Here is an 18,680-nt window from a genome sequence, read left to right as displayed (position 1 = left end):
CGGCCTTCAGTAGGCGCCGACGCCCGTCGACACCACCCTCAGGGTTCGCCACAGGATGATCAGGTCGCCGGTGAGTGACCAGTTCTCGACGTAGAACAGGTCGAGTCGGACGCTGTCATCCCAGGAGAGGTCGGAACGGCCGTTCACCTGCCAGAGGCCGGTGAGGCCGGGGCGCACCAGGAAGCGGCGCTGCATCCGGTAGTCGTAGTGCTCGACCTCGCTCGCGAGCGGCGGGCGGGGGCCGACGAGCGACATGTTGCCTCGCAGCACGTTGACCAGCTGCGGAAGCTCATCGAGGCTGTGCCGGCGCAGAATGCGCCCCAGGGGAGTCACCCGCGGATCGTGCCGCATCTTGAAAAGCACGCCGTTGCCGTCGGTGTGGTCCAGCAGCGTCGGCAGCCGGTCCTCGGCATCGATGACCATGGTGCGGAACTTCAGCATCTCGAAGCGCCGGCCGTCGACGCCGATGCGCTGCTGCCGGAACAGCGCACTGCCGCCGTCCTGACGCACGAGCAGTGCGATGATCGCGAACAGCGGGCTCAGCACGATCAGGGCGACGATCGACGCCGCGATGTCGAGCGTGCGCTTGGCCACGTACTTCATGCCCTCGAACGTCGGATAGTCGACCTGGATGAGCGGCAGTCCCGGCGTCGGGTTCGAGTGCAGGCGCGGGCCGGCGACGCCCGTGAGGGCAGGGGCGACCAGCAGCTCGATCTTCGCCTCCTCGAGCTCCCAGCCGAGCTCCTGCAGCGCTTCAGGACTGATCCGATCGGATCCGCTGTAGACGACGGTGTCGGCGCCCGACGCGCGGATCGCGTCGATCGCGTGGTCGAACCCGCCGAGCACCGGCACGTCGGGGAGCAGGTCCCGATCGCTCCCATTCTCGGTGATGGCGCCCAGCAGCCGCACGCCCAGGCCCGGCTCGCGCAGGATCGATGCGCCGACGTGCCGCGACTTCTCGCGCTCGCCGAGCAGCACCGCATGATGCGCGTACCGGCCGGCGGTGCGCTGCTTCAGAAGCCAGTGGCGCCACTGCCAGCGGGCGAGGAACAACAGCCCCAGTCCGATCGGGAACGCGACCAGCACGTAGCCGCGCGCGATCTGCAGCTGGAATCCGAAGGCGAGGATCGCCAGCACGCCGAACAGGCGCACGCTGGCGTCCATGACGCGCTTGTACTCCAGCGAGCCGCCTCCGACGAGCTTCGGATTGCGCGATCCTGTCAGCCGCAAGGACAGCAGCCAGGCGAGGGCGAGCCCGATCGAGAACATCGAGTATCCGAGCTCGGTGTCGAGAAGATTCAGACCGACGACGTGCGAGTCACCGAATCCGAATCTCACGACCTGTGCGAACATCACGGACGCGAACACGACGACCGTGTCCGTGATGGCGAGACGTGTGGCGTACGAATGACGCCACTGTGCGACGGTATGAGCCGTCGCCACAAGTTCAATTTTTTCGAACACTCCCCAGAACTCCCCAGAACCGTTCCCACAACGGTGGATGGCGCTCGCCATCCTCCCCAGAGCATCGGCTTCCCACGGCCGACGTCGCTCACCGACTCAAGGCTGATCTTTCGGGTCGAACAGCCGCGGAGCCGCCGCTCGCACCCTCCCAAAGGGTGCGGACGTGGCTTCATGCTAACCCGGAGTCGGCGGAGAATCCAGACCGTGGAATATCGGAAGTCCGCTCAGGCGCGGTCGGGCCGCACAATTCTGCGGGATCGGCGCCGGGACGCGTCGATCAGCTCGACGATGAGGAGTCCGAAGGCCGTGCCCGCGGTGTTGGCCAGGATGTCGAGCACGGAGTCGCTGCGGGACATCAGAAAGAGGCCCTGAACGGTCTCGATCGTCACGGTGGTGACGAAGCCGATCGGGAGCACGAGGTATCGGCGTCGCGGGAGGAACACGGACAGGAAGATGCCGAACGGCACGAACATCGCGATGTTCGCGATGAACTCGGCGCGGACCGGCGTGAGTCCGGGAATCACAGCTCCGATCCTGTGGATCAGCGGATCGAACACGGAGAGGAACGGATACGGGGAGAACACGATGACGGCGACGACGGCGCCGTAGACCAGGGCCCACGTGGTCAGCCGATGCCAGAACCGCACCGCGGTCGGCGGGGAGTCGCTCACGCCCTCACCCCCAGGATCCTCAACGCGGCAGAACGTTCATTGTGCCAGAACGGCCGCACGGGAATCCTGTGCGGCCGTTCTGGATGGTGCGGGTGTCAGAGCGCGAGGCGCTCGCGCACGACCTCGGCGAGCTGGTGCGCGTACTCGTGGGCCGACTTCTCGTCGGCGGCCTCGACCATCACACGCACGAGCTGCTCGGTGCCCGAGGGACGCAGCAGCACCCGGCCGCTGTCGCCGAGCTCGGCCTCGACGGCCTTGACGGCCTTCTGCACGTGCTCGTCATCGGTCCTGGTGCGGTCGACGCCCTTGACGTTCACGAGCTTCTGCGGGTAGACGGTCATGATCGACGCGAGCTCGGCCAGGGTCTTCTTCTGGCGCGCCATCTCCGCGACCAGGTGCAGACCCGTGAGCACTCCGTCGCCCGTGGTGGCGAAGTCGCTCATGATGACGTGGCCCGACTGCTCTCCGCCCAGGGAGTAGCCGCCGGCGTTCATGTCCTCGAGCACGTAGCGATCGCCGACTGCGGTCTGGCGCAGGGTGATGCCGTGCTCGCGCATGGCGACGTGCAGGCCGAGGTTGCTCATCACCGTGGCGACGAGGGTGTTCTCGGCGAGGCGCCCGCGGTCCTTCATCGCGACCGCGAGGATCGCCATGATCTGGTCGCCGTCGACGATGGTGCCGTCGGCGTCGACCGCGAGGCAGCGGTCCGCGTCGCCGTCGTGCGCGATGCCCACGTCGGCCCCGACGCGCACGACCTCGGCGGCCAGCTTGTCGAGATGCGTGGATCCGACGCCGTCGTTGATGTTGATGCCGTCGGGATCCGCACCGATCACGGTGACCCTCGCGCCGGCGTTGCGGAACACCTCGGGGGAGGCCCCGCTCGCGGCGCCGTGCGCGCAGTCGAGCACCACGTGGATGCCGTCGAGCCGGTGCGGCAGCGACGCCAGCAGGTGCATGACGTAGCGGTCCTCGGCGTCGGAGAAACGGCTGACCCGCCCGACGTCGGCGCCGGTGGGTCGCAGCTTCTCGCCGGCCATGGCCTCTTCGATGCGCTGCTCGACCACGTCGGGCAGCTTCACACCACCGCGGGCGAAGATCTTGATGCCGTTGTCGGGCGCCGGGTTGTGCGACGCCGAGATCATCACGCCGAAGTCGGCGTCGATGTCGGCGATGAGGAACGCCGCGGCCGGCGTCGGCAACGTGCCCGCATCGAGCACGTCCACACCGGAGGAGGCGAGACCCGCCTCGACGGCGGCGCTGAGGAAGTGCCCCGAGATGCGCGGGTCGCGGGCGACCACGGCGGTGAGGCGCTTGCCTGCGGCCTTGCGAGCTGCGGCAATACGGCCCTGGCCCAGGACGACAGCAGTCGCCTGGGCCAGGGTGAGCGCGATATCGGCGGTGAGGGGGCCGTTGGCCAGCCCCCGCACCCCGTCCGTACCGAACAGAGCCATAGAGGACTGTACGGTTTAGCGCTTCGAGTACTGAGGCGCCTTGCGGGCCTTCTTGAGACCAGCCTTCTTGCGCTCCTTGACGCGAGCGTCGCGCGAGAGGAAGCCGGCCTTCTTCAGGGTCGGGCGGTTGTTCTCGGCGTCGATCTCGTTCAGCGCACGAGCGATGCCCAGGCGCAGGGCGCCGGCCTGGCCCGAGGGGCCACCGCCGGAGATGCGGGCGATCACGTCGTACGAGCCCGCGAGGTTCAGCACCGTGAACGGGTCGTTGATCAGCTGCTGGTGCAGCTTGTTCGGGAAGTAGTCCTCGATGGTGCGGCCGTTCACCGTGATGGTGCCGGCGCCGGGGACGAGGCGCACGCGGGCGATGGCCTGCTTGCGACGGCCCACGGCAGCGCCGGGGACGTTGAGAACGGGGCGCGGAGCGGTCTCGACGGCAGCGGCCTCAGGGGTCTCCGTCGAGAAGTTCTGCGGGAATTCGGTGGTTTCGATGTCAGCCACGAGTATGTCCTTATTCGTAACGGCGCTTACTGGGCGACCTGGTCGAGGGTGTACGTCTTGGGCTGCTGAGCGGCGTGCGGGTGCTCGGAGCCGGTGTAGACCTTGAGCTTCGCCAGCTGCTGGCGGCCGAGGCTGTTCTTGGGGAGCATGCCGCGGATGGCCTTCTCCACAGCGCGGACCGGGTTCTTCTCGAGCAGCTCGGAGTAGGCGACAGCCTTGAGCCCGCCCGGGTAACCGGAGTGGCGGTAGGCGATCTTCTTCTGGAGCTTCTGACCGGTGAGCGCGACCTTGTCGGCGTTCACGATGATGACGAAGTCACCCGAGTCGATGTGGTTGGCGAAGGTGGCCTTGTGCTTGCCACGCAGGAGCGCGGCGGCGTGCGAGGCGAGGCGGCCGAGAACGACGTCGGTGGCGTCGATGACGACCCAGTCACGCTGGACCTGGCCAGCCTTGGGGGTGTAAGTGCGCGTCACAATAGTGCTGCTTTCTTGATCGAACGGAGAGGCTCGTGAATCCCACTCCGGGGTGGTTCTAGCCGGACGTTGAGCGAGCACCGCCGAAGGCGGAGCGAGACGAAACGCCGAACAGGAACACGCCAGTGGAGGGCTCACGTTCGCGGGTGCGACCAGCAGTGATCGCACACCAAAGAGAAAGCTTACGGCATGGATCCGGATCCCCCAAAACGACGAGGTCCCGGGGCTCGTTGACGCGATGGGCTCCGGCTGCGGTCGCGTCATGATCGTGTCATCTGCGGCTTTGCTGAAGACGCTTTCGGACGCCTGCGTTCTGACGTATCGTGCGGAGTGCAGCCCACTCGAGGCTGCGGTGCCTGTGGGAGGCATCTTCTGTGCCACTTGGGGAGGCACCGATGAGTGACGCTGCACGACCGCTTCGCACGGTCGGAACACCGGGGATCGACGAGCCGTTCGAGGAGCGCGGTCGCGCGATTCTCACGCCTCTGATCGAGCCCGCGGAGACCTGGACGCTCGCCGAAGGCGCGAGCTGGGCTGTGCGCCGGGATCCGGCCCGCTTCGAGCGGGTCTTCCTCGCCGCGGACAGCGGCGACCTCGGCGGGGCGGAGGCCATGCTGCTGCGCATGGCCGAGGCGCTGCGCGAACTCGGCGTCGATGTCACGGTCGTGGTGCCCGCGCCCTCGCCCCTGCTGGACGAGGCCGTGCGCCGGAGGGTGCCCGTGATCGGACTCGCCGCCCGCAACCGGTACCTGTGGATCTGGGCGCTGCGCAGATGGGACCGCGAGCGTCCCGACGGCCTGCTCTGGTGCAACGGCCTGGTGCCGTCGCTGGCCACAGTCCGTCGCGCCGGGCGACTGGTGCACCTGCATCAGGAGCCGACTGGCATCCGCTGGATCCTGTCGCCGCTGGCCCGTCGCGGCGCTGTCGCGACCCTTGTGCCGTCGCGGGCGATGCTGGAGGCCGTGCCCGATGCGCTCGTGCTGCCGAACTGGACGGAGCGGATACGCCGGGCCAAGCCGGATCCCGACACGAACGGACGGATCCGCATCGGGTTCCTCGGGCAACTCGGACTGGAGAAGGGCGTGCATGTGCTCGCCGATGCCGTCGCCCTGCTCGAGGAGCGCATGCCGGACCGCTTCCGGCTCGTGCTCGCGGGGGAGCCGGAAGCCGTGCGCGAGGAGGACCTCGTGGTGATGGAGGACGCGCTCGGAGCGGTCGCCCGGCTCACGCATCGCGCAGGCTGGGTCGACGCCGCCGACTTCTTCGACACGATCGACCTGCTCGTGGTGCCGTCGGTGATCCCGGAGTCGTTCGGGCTGGTCGCTGCCGAGGCGATGGCGGCCAGGGTGCCGCTGATCGTGAGCGATGCGGGCGCGCTGCCCGAGGTGGTCGGCGGCGCCGCGCAGGTCGTGCCCGCCGGCAACGCCGCGGCGCTGGCCGACCGCATCGCCGACGTCGTGACGGGGGCGATCTCTCCGCACCGGGGGCCGCTGTTCGAGCGCTGGTTCGCGGAGTTCTCGCCGGTCGCGGGTGAGGCGCGGATGCGGGAGCTGGTGGACGCCCTGGGAGTGCGCCGGGGCGAGCAGTCGCGCCTCTAGGAGTGTGTGGCCGGGCTCTTCTCGTCGCGAGTCCGGCGCACGTCGGCGTGCCGGATCGACGTCGCGCACGAGCGGGCTGCTCCGGGGGCGGTCTCTTCAGGAGCTTCAGGGCCTGCAGACCTGGGGCCGGCGGGGTGTGCGTGGGATAATGTGCGGCTACGGAGGTGCGGGTCATGGGGACAGGCGCGAAGGTCGTATCGCGCCTTCGTGACGCCCTCCCCAGGGCATGGGCCGCCACCTGGCGCTGGGTGATCATCGCCGTCGGAGTGGTGATCGCGGCCTACCTGCTGCTGGAGCACGCGACCACCGGATCCGTGCTGACCGCCGCCGCGCTCGCGGCGCTCGTCGTCGGCGCCGTACTGACGTGGTCGACGCCGCTGGCCATCGCGCTGATGGCGGCGCCGGTCGCGTTCGTCACGGAGCGGCTCGCGCTCGGCGGGGCGGATCTGACGGTGTCGGATGCGGCGATCGCGGCGGGTTTCGGCGCTGTCGTGCTGCTGGGCAGCCGGGACTTCAGCCCGCCGATGCGGGCGATGCTGTGGCTGAACGCGATCTATCAGTTCAGCACGGTCTTCACGGTGATCGTGAACCCGTTCCCGCAGAACACCGTGGAGTGGTTCCATGCGTGGCTGCTGATCTCCGGGGCGCTCGTGCTGGGCTGGGGGCTGGGCCGTGCGGGATACGCGCGGCTGTCGGTGATCCTGCTGCTGGGCATGCTGGTGCTGATCGCCGCCGGCACGTACCTCACGGCCGCGATCAACGCCGTGCAGGGCCAACTGTTCGATGCCGTCTATCCGCTGTGGCCGTGGGCGATGCACAAGAACGCCGCGGGCGGGGCGCTCGCGCTCGGAGTCTTCCTGGCCTACGCAAGACCGGATTGGCTCGGGCTCGCCCGCCGCTGGACCGTGCCGCTCGTGTTCGTCTTCGGTGCGGCGCTGCTGCTCACGCAGTCGCGGCAGGCCGTGGCGGGACTTCTCGCCGCCCTGTTCGTCCTGATCATCCGCCGGGGCGCGGCCGGGCATGCCGTCTTCATCACACTGCTCGCCATCCCCGCCGTGCTGCTCATCGTGCAGAGCGTGATCGAGCAGTTCGCGTCGGGCAACCAGTTCAACTCCGCCTACGCCCGGCTGGACTGGATGCGCGAGGTGTACGCGCTGTGGAAGCTGTCGCCGATCTTCGGCCACGGCCTGCGCTACTGGTACGTGCATCCGTGGGCGCACTTCCAGCCGCCGCAGGCCGAGCTCGAGGTCGCCGCCTCGGCCGGCGTGGTCGGGCTGCTCGGGTTCGGGATCATGTGGCTCGGCTTCATCATCGTGCTGTGGCGGATGGCCCCCCGCTACGGCGCCATCGCGCTGGGCGCGGTCGTGCTGCGCATCACGGCGGCGCAGTTCGATCTGTTCTGGGTCGCCGCCCAGGTCTCCGTCCCGTTCCTGGTCGCGGGCATCTGCCTGGGAGCCCAGGCGCTCGCGATCTCGAAGGGCGAGGGACAGTACTGGGCGCCGCCGAAGGACGCGAGGCAGACTCCGGCGGAACGCCGTGCCGCCGAACGTCGTACCGAGGCCCGCAGCCCGCGGGATCCCCGTTTGTATGATCGTGCTTACTCATCCACCCCGAAGGGCTGACATGGACATCCGCGACTATCTCCGGGCGCTGCGGCGCAACTGGATCGCGATCATCCTGATGACCGCCGTCGGCCTCGGCGCAGCCTACGGGTGGGTCAAGATCCAGACACCGGTGTATGAGGCCTCCGTGAGCGGGCTGGTGAAGAGCCGGACGACGCCGACGGACCCGGAGCAGCAGCTCGCGCAGTCGGGCGACACCTACGGGCGTGCCAAGGTGCCGACCTACCTGGTGATGGCCGGCTGGCGCAACGTCGGCGTGAACGCGGCGGCCACGCTCCACCTCTCCGACAGCCCGGAAGCGCTCGTGAAGCGCATCACGGTGACCAATCCGGAGAACACCAACATCATCAACGTCGCTGCCACGGCGTCGTCGCCGAAGGCCGCGCAGGAGCTCGCCGACGCCTGGATGCAGGGGCTCATCTCGGTGATCGATGACACGGACGGCATCGATCGCAAGCCCGGCACCTCGCCGGTCATGATCTACGTCGCCCAGACCGCGGCGCTGCCGGAGGCGCCGATCTTCCCGAGCGTTCCCACGGCGCTGCTGGTCGGTGGGCTGCTGGGACTCGGCGGAGGGATCGCGTTCGCGATGATCCGCGCCATCTCGGATCGCCGGGTGCGCGGCACGGACGACGTGGAGCAGCGTCTGGGGGTGCCCGTCGTCGGCACCATCCCGAAGGTCGACGCCGTGGCCGCCGAACGCCGGATCGTCGCCGAGGACGAGACGCGCGCCGACTCGCGTACGGATTTCGCGGTGCGTGAGTCGCTGCGCGCGCTGCGCACCAACCTGCAGTTCATGGATGTGGACCACCCGCCGCGCACGATCGTGGTGACGAGCGCGCTGCCCGGGGAGGGCAAGTCGACGGTCGCGGCGAATCTCGCGATGACACTGGCGGCGGCCGGCACGAATGTGGTGCTCGTGGACGGCGATCTGCGCCGCCCGACGGTCGCCTCGACGCTCGGCCTCGTCGCCGGAGCCGGGCTCACCGACGTGCTCGCGGGCAGGGCCAAGCTCACCGACGTGGCGCAGACCGCGCCCGACTTCCCCAACCTGGCGGTGCTGACGGCCGGCACGATCCCGCCGAACCCGAGCGAGGTGCTCGGATCCGAGCGCATGCGCCAGCTCGTGAAGGACCTCACCAAGCACGCGACCGTCATCATCGACGCACCCCCCGTGCTCGCCGTGACCGACGGCGCCGTGCTCACGAATCAGGCCGACGGAGCCCTCATCGTGGTGGCGGCGGGCAAGACCACGTACGAGGTGGTGGACAAGGCGCTGAACACGCTCGAGAAGGCGCGCGGTCGCGTGCTCGGCGTGGTGATGAACCGCGTGCCCGTGACCGGACGGCAGGCGGGCTACGCCTACGACTACCGGGAGAAGGTGGAGCCCGCGCCGAAGTCGGGCGGTACCAAATCCGGTGGGGCGAAGTCCGGTGCGAAGTCGGGCGGTGTGACGTCGGAGGACGCCACCCCGGCCGGACCGAAGCGCACAGGGATCTCCTCCGCGCCCGTCCACCTGCCGATGCCGATCGTGCCGGCGAACCAGGACGGGGCGCCCTCCGCCGCGGGGCCGCTGCCGGAGGACCCCGAGACGACGGCGACCCCCATCGCAAAACCGCGCAGGGCCTCGGCGTCCGCACGATCCGCGGCTCGCGCCGCCACGGCCGCTGCCGCACCCGCCGAGGGGCGTGAGGAATCGGACGACTCCGCGGATCCGGAGGTCAGCGACTTCGACTCCCTGCTCGGCGACTTCATCGCCGACGACGCCACCGGCGGACCGCGCCGCCAGCGCGGACGGTCGTGAGCACGCGGCGCGTCGCACTGATCACCTCGTCGTACGCGCCGCACGTCGGCGGCGTCGAGACGCACGTCGCCGAGGTCGCCCGGGCGCTGACCGCGCAGGGCATCCTGGTCGAGGTGTGGACCGTCGACCGCGGCGCCCGTGTCGGAGACGCCGGGGCGGAGCCCGCCCACGCTGACGGGTTCGCGGTGCGGTATCTGCCGACGCCACTGCCTGCCCGGCATGCCGCCTCGCTCACCCGGTTCGCCTGGCGTGCGCCCGGCGCCTGGTCGCAGTGGACGCGTGCGCACCGCCGGTTCCGGCCCGACGAGCTGCACGTGCACTGCTTCGGCCCGAACGGACTGTACGCGCTCGCCTTGAATCGCCGGTTCGGCACCCCGCTGGTCGTCACCTCGCACGGTGAGACCACAGGCGATGACGACAACGTGTTCGCCCAGTCCGCGCTGCTGCGGCGCGGCCTTCGCGACGCGCTTGCCCGAGCTGCGGCGGTCACCGCACCCTCGGAGTACGTGCTGCGCGACCTGCGCGCCCGGTTCGGGCTGAACGGCGGGGTGGTCGTCCCGAACGGGGTCGCGCTCGACGTGCCGCAGGACGACGGGATCCGCGACCGGCTTCCGCACGGTCCGTACCTCGCCGCGGTCGGACGGCTCGGCCGGATGAAGGGCTTCGACCTCCTCCTCGACGCGTTCGCGCGGGTGCGGGAGGGGGCGGAACCGGCATTGGAGGTGGATCCGGCACTTGAGGCGGATCCGAAAGGTGCGGCGGATCCGAAAGGGGCAGCGGATCCGGCCGCCACGGTGGCGGCAACGACTTCGGCGAGCGTAGAGGAACTGGCACGTACGCCGGATGCGGCCCGTACGGAGCCTCGGCTCGTGATCGCGGGCGACGGTCCCGAACGTGCGGCGCTGCAGGAGCAGGTCACCGCGCGCGGCCTCGAGGGCGTCGTCGACTTCCTCGGCTGGTGCTCGCCCGCCCAGGTCGCGACCGTGCTGGCCGGATCCGAGGCGCTCGTGGTGCCGAGCCGCTCCGAGGCGTTCGGCATCGCCGCGCTCGAGGCGTGGCGGGCGGCGACCGCATTGGTGATGACGAACCGCGGCGGCGCGGGGGAGTTCGTGCGCGACGGAGAGGACGGCATCCTCGTCGATCCGGAGGACGTGGACGCGCTCGCGGCGGCGATCGCGCGCGTGTTGGCGGATCCGCCCCTGCGCGAGAGGCTGGCGACGGCGGGCGCCGGCCGGGTCGCCGAGTTCACGTGGGAGCGCGTGGTCGAGCGGTATCTGCAGGTCTACACGCAGGCGGAGGCCGTGGGGTGACCGAGGTGTGGCGGTACGCGGGCCCGCTGCGGCGTCGCCTGCGACAGGCGCGCCGACTGGCGGGAGCCGCGCCGGCCGTCGGCGCCCATGGTGTGGTCGTGCCGGCGTTCTGGTGGGACGGTCATCCGAACTTCGGCGACGCGCTGACGCCGCTGCTGCTGCCGCGGTACGGCATCGTGCCGCAGCATCGCGAACCCGACCGGGCGCGGCTCGTCGGCGTCGGCAGCCTCATCCAGTTCCTGCCCGCCGACTTCGACGGCGCGATCTGGGGCACCGGATCGATCGACGACGCCGAGCGGCCGCTGCCCGATGCCCAGGTGCTCGCCGTGCGCGGACCGCTCACCGCCGAGCGGATCGGAGCCGGCGAGGTCGCGTACGGGGATCCGGGGCTGCTGGTCGCACGTCACCTGAGGCGTCCCGGATCCGACGGACGGGTCGTGCTCGTCGCGCACGGGCACCATCGCGGCGACGAGGAGTTACGCGCGCTGGCCGGGCTGGACGGCGTGCGCGCCGTCAACGTGCACCGCGCCGCGCCCCCCGTCGCGCGGGAGATCGCCTCGGCGGGCGCGGTGCTGACGACGTCGCTGCACGGGCTTGTCACGGCGGATGCGTACGGCATCCCGGCGGTCTGGACCACGCGCGAGCCCGCCCTCATCGGCGGCGACTTCAAGTTCCGCGACTACGAGGCCGCGGTCACCCCCGGGCGCAGCCGCTTCGCGCACTTCGACGACGTGCGCACCCCCGACGACGTGGTGCGCCGCGCGAGCCGTGCGGACGCGGGCCGGGTGGCGGAGCTCTGCGACGGGTTGGAGGCGGCGCTGCGACGTCTTCCGGAGGTGCTCGGGCCGCTGCCACGGTATCCGGCGGGACTGCTGCGGCGCTGACGCTGCAGGCGGACCGCTTCGGGGTGCGGCGGTCCCTGGCTGGTGTGCCCTCGCCGGCGTTCGCTGGCTGGTGTGCCCCTCGCCGGCGTTCGCTGGTCGCAGATTGCGGTTATTCGGGCGTCGGGACCGCAATTTGCGACCAGTGAGCGGGGCAGGGCAGGGCGGAGCGGGAGAACTCTCAGGCGGATCCGGCTGGAGCGCGCTGTCACCGCGCTCAGATCACCGCAGGGCAGCCCAGACTTTCGCGTGCCCCTGTGCGGAGCGCTCCCAGGTGAACTCCGCGGCGCGGGCGCGGCCGGCCGCGATCAGCCCGTCGACGGCGGGGTCGCCCGAGGTCGCTGCCAGCACCCCGTCGGCCACGCCGTCGGCAGTGGGCTCGACGATGAGTGCCGCTCCACCCGCCACCTCGGGCAGGCTGCTCGTGTTCGCCGCGACCACGGGCACGCGCGCCGCCATCGCCTCGAGCACGGGCAGCCCGAAGCCCTCGTAGAGCGAGGGCACGACCACGGTCCGGGCTGCGGCGACGAGGCCCGGCATGAGCTCGTCCGGCAGACGTCCGAGCAGGCGCACCCCTGGCATGCCGGAGAACAGCTCGGTGCGGCGGGGGTGCGGCGGACCGGCGAGCGCCAGTAGCAGGTCGGGGCGTTCGCGATGGATCCGCGGCCAGGCGGCGGCCAGCGCCTCGAGGTTCTTGCGTCGTGCCGCGCCGCCCGCGTGCAGCACGTACGGCCGGTCGAGGCCGAGAGCCGCACGCTCCTCGGCAGACAGGGGTGCCGCGTCGAGGTAGCGCGGATCCACTCCGTTCGGGACGACGTGCGGGTCCGCTACGCCGAGGAAGTCCACCGCCTCGGACGCGGTGAATGCCGACACGCAGATCACGGCCGCCGCTCGCCGCGCCTCGGCCGCCGCCGCGGCGACGGGCGCCGATTCGTCGGGGAAGCGCCAGGACACCACGTCGTGCAGGGTGATCACGTCGGCATGCGGGGAGGGCGGCAGCTCCAGCGCCATCCGGTGCGACACGGTGTCGCCGGCGTACAGCGCGCGGCCCAGCGCAGCGCGCGCGGCCTCCGACGCCTGCGCCACGCGTCCGAGCGGAAGGCGACGGTTGCCGGCGAGCGGCGAGCGCAGCGAGCGGAACACCAGGGGGCGCACCGTCCACGGCTCGGACGAGGTCTGCGCCAAAGCCGCCTGCGCGCGCTCGCCGATCTGCTGCTGATAGGCCTGGGCGCCCATCGGCACCTCGGTCGCGATGGTCGCCAAGGAGAGCCGCGGGTGCGTCATGTCGGCTCCTGCTCGGCAGTCGGCGCGACGGTTCCGTGACCAGCGACAAAGCCGGGCTCCTCGCCGGGTTCCGCGCCGGGCGCCGGGCTGACGGATCTGCCGTCCGGGGTGGAAGCCGAGGCGGGGCCGGGCACTGCGCCGGGCTCCTCGCCGCGCACCGCCCGGGCGTGCGTCCGCAGCCAGTCCTCGATCGGGGCGACGCATTCCGCCCAGGTCCGTTCCTCGAGCACCTGCGCCCGCTCAGGGGCCGGCGTGGGGTCCGTGCCCCGGCGGGCGAGACGGTCCGCGACCCACCCCGCCCATGCCTCCGGATCCGCCGAGACCTGCGCATGCGAGTCGGGGAAGGCGCTCGCGGCATCGGGCGTCGCGATCACCGCCGCGCCTGTGGCCAGCGCCTCGGCGAACTTCATGGCCGCGCCGACGCCGTCGATCACGGGCACCGCGACGACCGTGGCCTCCGCCGCGAAGTCCACGAGGCTCGGCACCTTTCCGACGAACTCCACGCCCGAGGGCAGGGCCACCGCGGCGTCGAGCCCGGTGCCGGCGATCCGGCACTGCGCATCGGGAGCCAGCGCGGCGAGCCGCGGCCAGACCTCGCGGAGGAACCAGTCCAGGCCGCGCCGGTTCGGCTCCCATCCCCAGCCCCCGAAGAGCGCGACCAGCGGAGTGCTGCGGGAGTACTCCCGCTCGGGCCACTCCTCGGGGTCGATGCCGAGGGGAGCGGTGAAGGTGCGGGACGCCGCGTCCGGGTGCTGCTCGATCAGCCGGATCCGCTCCGTGTCGGAGCATGTGCTCACGCCGTCCGCGCGCGCGATCGCCCGCTCCTCCAGCCGCCGATGCTGGGCGGCCTGTTCGGGGAGGCCGCGGGAGAGGAGCCAGGCGCTCATCGCGTTGTGCACGTCGAGCAGCACCGGGGCGCCGACGCCCTCCGGCAGCAGCCAGACCGAGTCCTGGTGCGACAGGACGATCGCCTCCCAGCGGGGACTGCGCACGAGGCGCGCGAGTCGTCGGGCCGCGCCCGGCACGGCCTTCCCCTTCAGGTGCAGCCGTGGCCGGACGACCTCGGTGAGCGCCGCGATCGAGGAGTCGTCCTGAGGCCCGGCGGGGCTGACCACGACGATCCGGCGGCCGAGCTCGCGCAGGGCGGCGATCTGGTGGTACTGCCGGCGCTGCCCGCCCTGTCCGAACCGGTCGGGCGCCTCGACGCTCAGCCAGAGGACGGCGCCCTGCACCGGCGGCGCGGATGCCGCGGAGGCGCGCGTCGCCGTGCGACCGGCCGATCCGTGCGGGGCTCGGGCTCGCGCCATCTCGCCTCCTGTCCGTGTGCGGTTCCAGTATGCCCCCGCGCGGGATCCGGCTCGTCCCGCGCTGCGGGAGGTCCGCGCGGATCCGGCTCGCCCCATAAGCAGGCGGCCGCGCGCGTCGCGCCGGCTGCCGCCATCGGACGAACATCGCGCGGATCCCGCCGGCCCTCGCGGCCGAACGCGCACCCCGCGGATCGCGCTGGCTATCATCGGACTCGAGGTGGCACATCCGAGGCGTGGGCGACCGGCACAGGAGCGCGCGTGACCGCAGGGCGAGACGGCGAGGCGACGATCGGGATCATCATCCCGCTCTACAACGGCGCCCGCCACATCGCCGAGACACTGCGGTCGGTGCTGACGCAGACTCACACCGCGCTGCAGGTCGTCGTGCTCGACGACGGATCCTCCGACGACGGCGCCGAGATCGTGCGCACGATGCTCGACGATCCGCGACTGACGCTCGTGCAGAAGAGCAACGAGGGCATCGCCCGCACCCGCAACGCCGGCCTCGCGCTGCTCGGTGCCGACGTCGCCTACGTGGTCTTCATGGATCACGACGACCTCGTGGCTCCCGACCTGTACGAGCGGCTGCTGCGCGTGCTCGCCCGGCGACCCGACGCGTTCGGCGCGTATGCGGTCGCGGACTGGATCGACGCCGACTCCGCCCCGCTCGGAGAAGGGGAGTTCGCCCGCTTCATGCGGGACCGCCAGACGGTGCGCGGAGGGCGAGTGGTGCCGCTCGCGCCCGACGTGGATGCCACGCTGCCCGAGCTGTTCCTCGCCAACCACCTCTACCCGCCGAGCGGGATCCTGCTGCGCCGCGAGGCGGTCGACGCGATCGGCGGATTCGACCCGTCGTACCGGGTCGCCGACGACTGGGACGCCCTGGTGCGCCTCTCCCGGAGCGGTCCGATCGTGCCCCTGGACGAGATCCTGGTCGGATACCGCCGCCACGGTGCCAACGCATCGGGCAACGCCGCGCTGAACGTGCGCGAGAGCCGGGCGGTGTGGGCGCGCACGTACTACTCCCCGGACAACTCCGCCGCCGATCGGCAGGCGCTGCGGGCGGCATGGCGAGGCATGCAGCGGCACAAGTTCCGGATCAAGTCGGCGGCCGCGCGCCGCGCACTGCGCGCACGACGTGTGGGCGACGCGCTCCGGTGCCAGCTGGATGCCCTTGCGCACCTCGCCCTGGTGCGCCCGCTGCGGCGCTGGGGCCGCTGAACGGATCAGGACCGCTGCGGGACTGGGGACGCTGAACGGATCAGCGCTGCCTGGTCGCTGGCAGCGATGGGCGCCTGTGGGCACTGATCCCGTTCAGCGCGCCTGAGCCGCTGGGCTGCGGTACGGGATCAGAGCCGATCGAGCAGCGCGCGCAGCTGCGTCCACGCCCACTCCGGATCCCGCTGCCTTGCCCGGCGGAGGCCCGCCTCGCCGCGCCGGATCCGGTCCGCGGGATCCGCGATGAGGTCGTGGAGGGCGGCGGCCAGGGCGTCGGGGTCGTTCGGCGGCACGAGCACGGCGACGTCGCCGACCACGCTCGGGATGCCACCGGTGCGGGAGGCGACGATCGGCAGGCCGCTCGCCATGCCCTCGCCGAGGATCAGCCCGCTGGGTTCGGCCCACACCGAGGGCACCACGAGCACGTCGGCGTCGCGGTAGAGCGCGGGAAGGGCGTCGCGGTCGGCGAACGGCAGGAAGGTCGCGGTCGCACGACTCGCCTCGGCGAGCTCGCGCACCTCCTGTTCGTACGGGGTGGCAGGCGCATTCGGGTCGAACTCGTGACTGCCCACGAAAACGAACTCAGCCTCCTCCGGCCCGAACGCCTGGGCCGCCCTGGCCAGCACGTCGGGCCCCTTCGAGGGGATCATCCGCCCGACGTACAGCACACGGACAGGACGGATGCCGGCGGTGCGACGCTCCGACGGGGAGACCCGAGGCTCGGCCGGGGTGAACCGGGAGGTGTCGACCGGGTTCTCCACGACCGCCACCTTCGATCGTTGTGCGCGTGGCAGCAGACCCCTGGTCTCGTCGGCCAGCGCCTCGCTCACGCAGATCACCGCTGCGGCCTCTCCGACGATGCGGTCCGCCTCGCGGCGCCCATACGTGCGGAACAGCTGGTTGTGCGCATAGATCGACACCCGGTGCCCGCTGCCGCGCAGCAGCTGGGGCAGGATCGGCGCATTGTGCGCAAGCACATCGGCCGCGGGCAGCCCTCGCACCGCATCCGCGAGCGGGGCGAACCACCGCCCGACCCGTGGCCGCTGCAGGCCGAGGCGCCCCACCGCCGCATCGAGGTATTGACCGCTGCGCGTCACACCGGGCGCGCGGTCGTACTCGATCAGGTCGACGCCCTCGTAGCGAGGGGACATGGTGGTGCAGTCCAGGATCACGCCGTGCCGGGCGTCTCCCGCGCGCACGGCAGCATCGGCGAGCAGGTGCACTACGGTCGGAACCGCGGATCCGGTGCGAGGGGAGAAATGGTCGCCCGGCGTGATGGCGTGGATGACGCGGCGCTCGCCCATGGGGTCAGCTTAGAGCGGCCGGTGGGGGAGCCCGTTGAGGTGGCGCGGTGAAGGGATGCGGCGGGCGGTCGGAGGTTGCGGCGGGTCGCGCGGGCTGTGTCGGGTGATGGATCCACTGAGCACGAGGGGTCGATCGCGGGCGATGGTGCGGGGTGTCTGTGGATCGCTCGCCTTCGTTAGACCGACCCCACGCGCGACGCCCCGACTATCGAAGCTTGACCTTCTTCTTCTTCCAGGGAATTCGCAGGTCAGGAGCGGGAATTGGTTGTGGAAAAGTCTAGAACATAGCTTCGATTCTTGGTAGGATCGGAGCATGTCCAGCACCCTTGATCCGCTTCTGGAGGCCGCCCGGCTTCTGGCCGCGGCGTGGGGCGATGCAGAGTCCGGGTCGGACCTGTCACGGGCGCAGCTGGTGGCGGTGAACGATGCGATCGGGCTGGTGAAACGAACCGCGGGCGCGGTGCATGCCGAGGTCGCGGCGGGCATCGCCCGGGAGTCGCGGCGAGAGCTCGGGCCGGAGTCCCTCGCGAAGCAGCACGGCTACCGGACGGCGGCGCAGTTGATCGCGACCACCACGGGCGCATCCGTGGGGGATGCGGTTCGGCTGGTGAAAGTCGGCGAGACGACCGCACCACGCACGAACCTGCTCGGGGAGGCGCTGCCGGCGAAGTTCCCCGCCATCCGGGAAGCGCTGGCTGCGGGGCGGATCGGCGCCGCCGCGGCGGGCATGCTCGTGACATTCCTCGACCGGATGATCGTGAAAGTCGGGCGCGCGAGGGCATCCGAGGCTGAGACCGCTCTGGTCGGTCTCACACCGGGCCTATCGCTGGACGAGATCCGCCGGGCGATGACCCGGTTGGAGGCGTATCTGGATCCGGACGGTGTCGCACCCCGCGAAGACGAGTTGCGGGCGCGGGCATCGCTGAGCATGTTCGAGCGGGACGGGATGCTGCACCTGAACGCGGTCCTCGACCCGGCCCGGGCCGGGTCGGTGAAGACCGCGATCGAAGGATACGTGTCCGCGCAGTTCACCGCCCGCCGCGATCGCGACCCGGCCCTCGGGGACGCGGACCGGCGCACCGTCGGACAGATCCAGGCCGACGCGCTCGCGCACTTCGCCGACCACGCGTTGACCTGTCTGCGGAACAAGAGCCTGAACGGGGCGACCGTGATCGTCCGTGTGGACGCCACCGACCTCGCGAACAGCACCGGATACGGCCTCATCGACGGGCTCGACCAGCCCATCAGCATCCACACCGTCCGCCGCATCGCCGGCAGCGGCATCGTGCAGGACTGGCTCTGCGGACGAGACGGGGAGATCCTGCACTGGGGCCGCAAGAAACGACTGTTCACCGAAGCCCAGAAACTCGCTCTCCGGGAACGCGACGGCGGCTGCGCATTCTGCGGACTCCCACCCGGAATGACCAAAGCCCACCACATCGACTGGTGGACCCGAGACCACGGCACCACCGACCTGAACAACGGTGTGCTGCTGTGCGAGACCTGCCACCACCTCATCCACGACAACCACTGGACCATCCGCATCGACGGCACCGGAACCCGAGCCAACGTCTGGTTCCTGCCCCCAACCGGCATCGGCGGACCACCCCGCCTCGGAGGACGCGCCCGCACCGAACTCATCGCGTGAGCCGCCGCGAGAGCGCGCGCGTGTCGTCTGGGTCGCGCTGCGCGCTCCTCGCTCAACGACCCGAGGTGACGACGGCTCGGGCGCCCGCTGCGCTCGCTCGATGCGGGCTGGGGAGAGGAGACGTGTGCCCGGAGGACCGCGTCTTCG

The 18,680-nt window shown here is 71.1% G+C and carries 15 protein-coding genes; 7 read left to right on the top strand and 8 right to left on the bottom strand.

The genetic code is table 11. From position 1 onward, the window contains the following. Nucleotides 1-6: 6 nt before the first annotated feature. The 5 genes from AC1DMN_RS04750 to rplM form a co-directional block, all read right to left on the bottom strand. A complete protein-coding gene (locus tag AC1DMN_RS04750) occupies nt 7-1,443 on the bottom strand; it encodes a sugar transferase (protein ID WP_477229647.1) in 1,437 nt (478 codons plus the stop codon). 245 nt (nt 1,444-1,688) lie between these two features. Further along, on the bottom strand, nt 1,689-2,135 hold the full coding sequence (locus AC1DMN_RS04745; RefSeq protein ID WP_477229646.1) for a VanZ family protein: 447 nt from the start codon (nt 2,133-2,135) through the stop codon (nt 1,689-1,691). A 95-nt stretch (nt 2,136-2,230) separates the two neighbouring features. Continuing rightward, nucleotides 2,231-3,586, bottom strand: coding sequence for a phosphoglucosamine mutase (glmM, locus tag AC1DMN_RS04740; RefSeq protein ID WP_477229645.1), 1,356 nt, complete (start codon nt 3,584-3,586; stop codon nt 2,231-2,233). Nucleotides 3,587-3,601: 15 nt separating this feature from the next. Then, nucleotides 3,602-4,084 (bottom strand): 30S ribosomal protein S9, encoded by a 483-nt coding sequence (rpsI, locus tag AC1DMN_RS04735; RefSeq protein WP_233312318.1) that lies wholly within the window; start codon nt 4,082-4,084, stop codon nt 3,602-3,604. Nucleotides 4,085-4,110: 26 nt separating this feature from the next. Beyond that, nucleotides 4,111-4,557 carry a 50S ribosomal protein L13 gene (gene rplM, locus AC1DMN_RS04730; protein ID WP_091742431.1) on the bottom strand — a complete coding sequence of 149 codons (447 nt, stop codon included), beginning with the start codon at nt 4,555-4,557 and terminating at the stop codon, nt 4,111-4,113. A gap of 395 nt (nt 4,558-4,952) precedes the next feature. Here rplM and AC1DMN_RS04725 point away from each other — a divergent pair, with 395 nt between their 5' ends. From AC1DMN_RS04725 to AC1DMN_RS04705, 5 genes are all read left to right on the top strand, one after another. Then, on the top strand, nt 4,953-6,155 hold the full coding sequence (locus AC1DMN_RS04725; protein WP_477229644.1) for a glycosyltransferase: 1,203 nt from the start codon (nt 4,953-4,955) through the stop codon (nt 6,153-6,155). 173 nt (nt 6,156-6,328) lie between these two features. After that, entirely contained in the window at nt 6,329-7,777 is a 1,449-nt protein-coding gene (locus AC1DMN_RS04720; RefSeq protein WP_477229643.1) for an O-antigen ligase family protein, read from the top strand. Nucleotide 7,778: 1 nt separating this feature from the next. After that, nucleotides 7,779-9,581 carry a tyrosine-protein kinase domain-containing protein gene (locus tag AC1DMN_RS04715; RefSeq protein WP_477229642.1) on the top strand — a complete coding sequence of 601 codons (1,803 nt, stop codon included), beginning with the start codon at nt 7,779-7,781 and terminating at the stop codon, nt 9,579-9,581. Continuing rightward, on the top strand, nt 9,578-10,891 hold the full coding sequence (locus tag AC1DMN_RS04710; RefSeq protein WP_477229641.1) for a glycosyltransferase family 4 protein: 1,314 nt from the start codon (nt 9,578-9,580) through the stop codon (nt 10,889-10,891). The genes AC1DMN_RS04715 and AC1DMN_RS04710 overlap by 4 nt, the downstream gene beginning before the upstream one ends. After that, a complete protein-coding gene (locus AC1DMN_RS04705) occupies nt 10,888-11,775 on the top strand; it encodes a glycosyltransferase family protein (RefSeq protein WP_477229640.1) in 888 nt (295 codons plus the stop codon). Before AC1DMN_RS04710 ends, AC1DMN_RS04705 begins: the two co-directional genes overlap by 4 nt. Nucleotides 11,776-11,994: 219 nt before the next feature. On the opposite strand, the gene AC1DMN_RS04700 is transcribed toward AC1DMN_RS04705, so the two are convergent. Together AC1DMN_RS04700 and AC1DMN_RS04695 are read right to left on the bottom strand one after the other, a co-directional pair. Continuing rightward, nucleotides 11,995-13,056: a glycosyltransferase family 4 protein gene (locus AC1DMN_RS04700; protein WP_477229639.1), complete on the bottom strand. Its 1,062-nt coding sequence runs from the start codon at nt 13,054-13,056 to the stop codon at nt 11,995-11,997. Then, nucleotides 13,053-14,363 (bottom strand): glycosyltransferase family 4 protein, encoded by a 1,311-nt coding sequence (locus AC1DMN_RS04695; protein WP_477229638.1) that lies wholly within the window; start codon nt 14,361-14,363, stop codon nt 13,053-13,055. The genes AC1DMN_RS04700 and AC1DMN_RS04695 overlap by 4 nt, the downstream gene beginning before the upstream one ends. 258 nt (nt 14,364-14,621) lie before the next feature. Here AC1DMN_RS04695 and AC1DMN_RS04690 point away from each other — a divergent pair, with 258 nt between their 5' ends. Then, a complete protein-coding gene (locus AC1DMN_RS04690) occupies nt 14,622-15,584 on the top strand; it encodes a glycosyltransferase family 2 protein (protein ID WP_477229637.1) in 963 nt (320 codons plus the stop codon). Between the two features lie 128 nt (nt 15,585-15,712). Here the strand turns inward: AC1DMN_RS04690 and AC1DMN_RS04685 are convergent, their stop codons facing one another. Continuing rightward, a complete protein-coding gene (locus tag AC1DMN_RS04685) occupies nt 15,713-16,885 on the bottom strand; it encodes a glycosyltransferase family 4 protein (protein WP_477229636.1) in 1,173 nt (390 codons plus the stop codon). 313 nt (nt 16,886-17,198) lie between these two features. Between AC1DMN_RS04685 and AC1DMN_RS04680 the strand changes: the two genes are divergently transcribed. After that, nucleotides 17,199-18,533: an HNH endonuclease gene (locus AC1DMN_RS04680; RefSeq protein ID WP_477229635.1), complete on the top strand. Its 1,335-nt coding sequence runs from the start codon at nt 17,199-17,201 to the stop codon at nt 18,531-18,533. Nucleotides 18,534-18,680: the final 147 nt, after the last annotated feature.

The sequence above is a fragment of the Microbacterium sp. 01T413_2 genome, assembly GCF_056398985.1.
This window is presented reverse-complemented; position numbering and strand designations above follow the sequence as displayed.